The 3,824-nt window shown below is 60.4% G+C and carries 3 protein-coding genes; 2 read left to right on the top strand and 1 reads right to left on the bottom strand.

Features of this window, described 5'->3' with window-relative positions:
- Positions 1-154: 154 nt before the first annotated feature.
- Positions 155-1,438, bottom strand: coding sequence for a glycosyltransferase family 4 protein (locus ABX749_RS25320; protein WP_372898457.1), 1,284 nt, complete (start codon positions 1,436-1,438; stop codon positions 155-157).
- A 251-nt stretch (positions 1,439-1,689) separates the two neighbouring features.
- Here ABX749_RS25320 and ABX749_RS25325 point away from each other — a divergent pair, with 251 nt between their 5' ends.
- The gene (locus ABX749_RS25325; protein ID WP_372898458.1) at positions 1,690-2,751 is read left to right on the top strand and encodes an ROK family protein; all 1,062 of its coding nucleotides are present in this window, start codon (positions 1,690-1,692) and stop codon (positions 2,749-2,751) included.
- Positions 2,748-3,824 (top strand): translation elongation factor 4 (lepA, locus tag ABX749_RS25330; protein WP_372898459.1); only part of this gene is annotated, 1,077 nt, incomplete at its 3' end. The genes ABX749_RS25325 and lepA, both read left to right, overlap by 4 nt.

Here is a 3,824-nt window from a genome sequence, read left to right on the forward strand (position 1 = left end):
CATCGGTGGGCCCAGTAATCGTTTAAGGCGCGGCCCGGACGCTGGCGCGAACCGGCTGATGTCAAACGATGATCAGCCGTTTGGCGCGAGCCTACGGGCCCAGCGCTGGTCAATACCTTGTCGATGTAGCGGGATTGCCCTCCGAGCCCCGTGGTTACCGCTTGATCAAATCCGCCAACTCTTTCGCGGCGGTGGCGATGGAGTGTTTTTCGTCGACGCCGCGCCGGCCGGCTTCGGCCAGCGCGCGTCGTCGGCTCGGATCCGCTTTCAGTTCTTCGATCGCGGCGCAGAGGGCATCGATGCTGTCCGGGGCGACCAACACACCGCCGCCGGTGGAACGAACCAATTCACCGAAGGCACCGTGGTCGGGCATCACGACCGGTGTTCCGGCCGCCAACGACTCCAACACAAACAATCCTTTGGGGTCTTCGTATTCGGTGGGCACGCTCAACAGATCGATGCTTTGCAGGAAACGCACCTTGCCGGCCAAATCGGGGCTACCGTGATAGGTGAACCGGTCGGCCAGTCCCGCATCCTGCAAACGTTTTTCGAGCGAGCGCAGGTAGGGTTCGTTTCCGTTGCCCAGCCAACCGGCCGCGTGCAGGGTGATGGTCGGGTCGTCGGCGGCGATGCGTTCAAAGGCTTCGACCAAGCGATGCAATCCTTTCTCCGGTGCGATGCGGGCCAGGTATCCCAAACGAAATTCGCCTGCGGACGGTTCGTTGGGTCGATCGCTCGTCCTAAACGGTGCCGGATCGATCGAGAGCGGCGTGATGACCAGTTTCTCGTCCGGAATCTCGAACAGCGCGCCCATTTTTTGCGCGTAGAACTGGCTGTGGACGCAAAAGTAATCCACGTACCGGACCAGTTGGGTGCAAAGTTCGATCGCCGCACTGCGGGCCGCTTGGGGCAGATGATCGAGAAAGATGTCATCGCCCTGCAGCACCACGATCAACTTGGCGTCGGGCAACCGCTCACGCAGTTGCGGCAGTCCGCCGCCGATCAGGAGATTCGTCAGCACGACGGCGTCGGGTTTAAGCTCTGTGGCGATCCAGTCGGTCAAACGATTGAATTCTTCGGCTTGGCGGCCGTCGGCTCCGCGCAACATCGAAATCGACAGCTCGCCGAGTTTGGCCGGATCGACGCCGCCGGCACGCCGCGTCGCCCAGCGGACCAGCATGGGAGCATCCAACAGGCCGCGGACCGGGCGGGGCAGGAACCGCAACCAGGGCATCTGTTGCAACAAATAGACGTGAATGCCGCCAAGAAACACCTTCCCATCGGCAACACTTTCTTCGTCCGTCCGAATCGGCGTGTACACCGGCTGCAGAATGCACTCGACGTCGATGGAGGCCAATGCCCGGGCAATCGCATTGTCGTGCATGCAACTGCCGCAAAACATTCCTGCAGCTCCAGCGGTCAAATACACAACTTTCATGGGGGGGGTACGGATTGGGGGGAAACTGTGGGAAAACGCTCGTTGTGACTATAGCGGACCGTTTCTATACTCCGCCCTGTCAGATCCAATCAACTGTCCGATCCAATCAACTGTTAGTCCCACCCCACGGGCATACCCAATTAGCTGGCGGTCGCGATGAAGCGGCCGCCGCGATCAACCGGCGACAACCGTAACCCACTGGAAACCCCAGGGGCGATGCGTCGGACCGTTTCTCACCCCAAAACGCAACTATGAGTCTTTCCAGCGACCCGGCGCCTGTCACGTCGTCTCAAATCCACCCCATTGAGCAGTCGAGTGCACCGTACTATTGGGGCATCGACATTGGCGGCACCGGGATCAAACTCGGTTTGGTCGATGAACAGGGCTACACGGTCGCTTATGAGAAAATACCGACCCCTGAGGGCGAGGGGGCTCCGGCCGCGATGCAGCGAATCGCCGACGTGGTCTCAGAGGTCGAGAGCCGTTTGGGTGTCGGCGGACAGGTTCCACACATCGGCTTGGGCGCCCCCGGGCCGATGGACCTTGCCAACGGACTTTTGGTCGCCCCACCACAATTGCCTTCCTGGTGGGGATTTGCAATTGTTGATGCACTCAAGGAGTTGCTCGGACGTCCGATTTCGTTCTTGAACGACGCCAACGCGGCAGCATTTGGGGAATTTTGGATCGGGACGGGACGGGATTCGAACTCGATGATTCTGTTGACCCTGGGCACGGGCGTCGGCGGAGGAATCATCGTGGACGGCGAGTTGGTCAACGGAGTGAACAGTTTCGGCAGCGAATGCGGGCACATCCTGGTGGATCCGTCGCCGAAAGCACGGTTGTGTGTCTGGGGCGGGGGCCGCGGGCAACTGGAGGCCTATGCCAGCGCCAGCGCCGTGGTGGACCGCACCCGCGAACGGTTGACCGCGGGCGCCGAGAGTTCGCTCAGTGGCCTACTGGGGGGCAGCAACAGCGAATTGACGGCGAAAAAGGTTTACGAGGCCGCCGACGAAGGAGACGCCGTGGCCCTTGAAATCGTGGACGAAACGGCACAATGGCTGGGGATCGGGATCACGTCATTGGTGCACGCACTGGACCCCGGCGTGGTAACGCTGGGCGGCGCGATGAACTTTGGCGGCAGCGGTTGCCCGATCGGAGAACGGTTTTTGTCCGGCATTATCGAAGAATTCAAAAGCCGGACGTTTGAAAATGTATTTGACGGCACCTCCATCGCATTCGCGAACTTGGGTGCCGACGCGGGATACCTCGGATTGGCCGGGTACGCGCGAAAACAAGCAATGAAACAATCATGACCAAACAGATTCGAAACTTCTGCATCATCGCCCACATCGATCACGGCAAGAGCACACTCGCCGACCGACTGCTCGAGGAGACGGGGACGGTCAGCACGCGACAGATGAAAGAGCAATTGCTGGACGATCTGGAACTGGAACGTCAGCGAGGCATCACCATCAAAGCCCGCGCGGTCGCGATGCGCTACAAACGCGGAAACGTGGACTATGAATTGAACTTGATCGACACGCCCGGCCACGTCGACTTTCAATACGAAGTGTCTCGATCGTTGGCCTGTTGCGAAGGCGCCTTGCTGTTGGTCGACGCCTTTCAGGGCGTCGAGGCTCAGACGGTCGCCAACGCCTACGCGGCGATGGAGCATGACCTGCACATCATCCCGGTCATCAACAAAATTGATCTGACGCACGCGCGGCCGGACGAAGTGGCCGAAGAGATGATGCACTCGCTGGGAACCGATCCGGACGACTGCGTTCGGGTCAGTGCCAAGACCGGCGAAGGTGTCGCGGCGTTGGTCGATGCGATCGTCGATCGGATTCCCGCCCCGACCGGTGACCCGCAAGCAACCCTGCAAGCGATGGTCTTTGATTCCAACTACGACGACTACCGCGGCGCGATCACTTACGTTCGCGTGATGCAGGGAACGGTACGCAAGGGACAGAAGATCAAATTCCTCCGCGCCGGAACGGCTCATGAAGTCGTCGAATTGGGCCAGTTCGCACCCCAGCGTGTCGCTCGCGACGAATTGGTGGCCGGCCAAGTCGGCTATCTGATCTGCAACATCAAAAGCATCGGTGACGTGCACATCGGTGACACCGTCAGCATCGCCGGTGACAAACCCGCCCCGGCGCTACCGGGCTACGCGCGTCCCAAACGGATGGTTTATTGCGGGCTGTTCCCCAGCGACGGACAGAACTTCAGTGACCTCCGCGACGCCTTGGAGCGGTTGGCGGTCAATGATCCCAGTTTCGAATTTGAGCCCGAGACCAGTGACGCGCTGGGGTTCGGATTCCGCTGCGGATTCCTGGGGCTGTTGCACATGGAGATCATCCAGCAACGGTTGGAGAACGAATCG

It is taken from the genome of Stieleria sp. (assembly GCF_041595215.1).
Classification (GTDB): Bacteria; Planctomycetota; Planctomycetia; order Pirellulales; family Pirellulaceae; genus Stieleria; species Stieleria magnilauensis.

Excerpts from the sequence above, each read along its gene's own strand:
- ABX749_RS25320 (WP_372898457.1), bottom strand. The coding sequence starts at position 1,438 with ATGAAAGTTGTGTATTTGACCGCTGGAGCTGCAGGAATGTTTTGCGGC.
- ABX749_RS25325 (WP_372898458.1), top strand. The coding sequence starts at position 1,690 with ATGAGTCTTTCCAGCGACCCGGCGCCTGTCACGTCGTCTCAAATCCAC.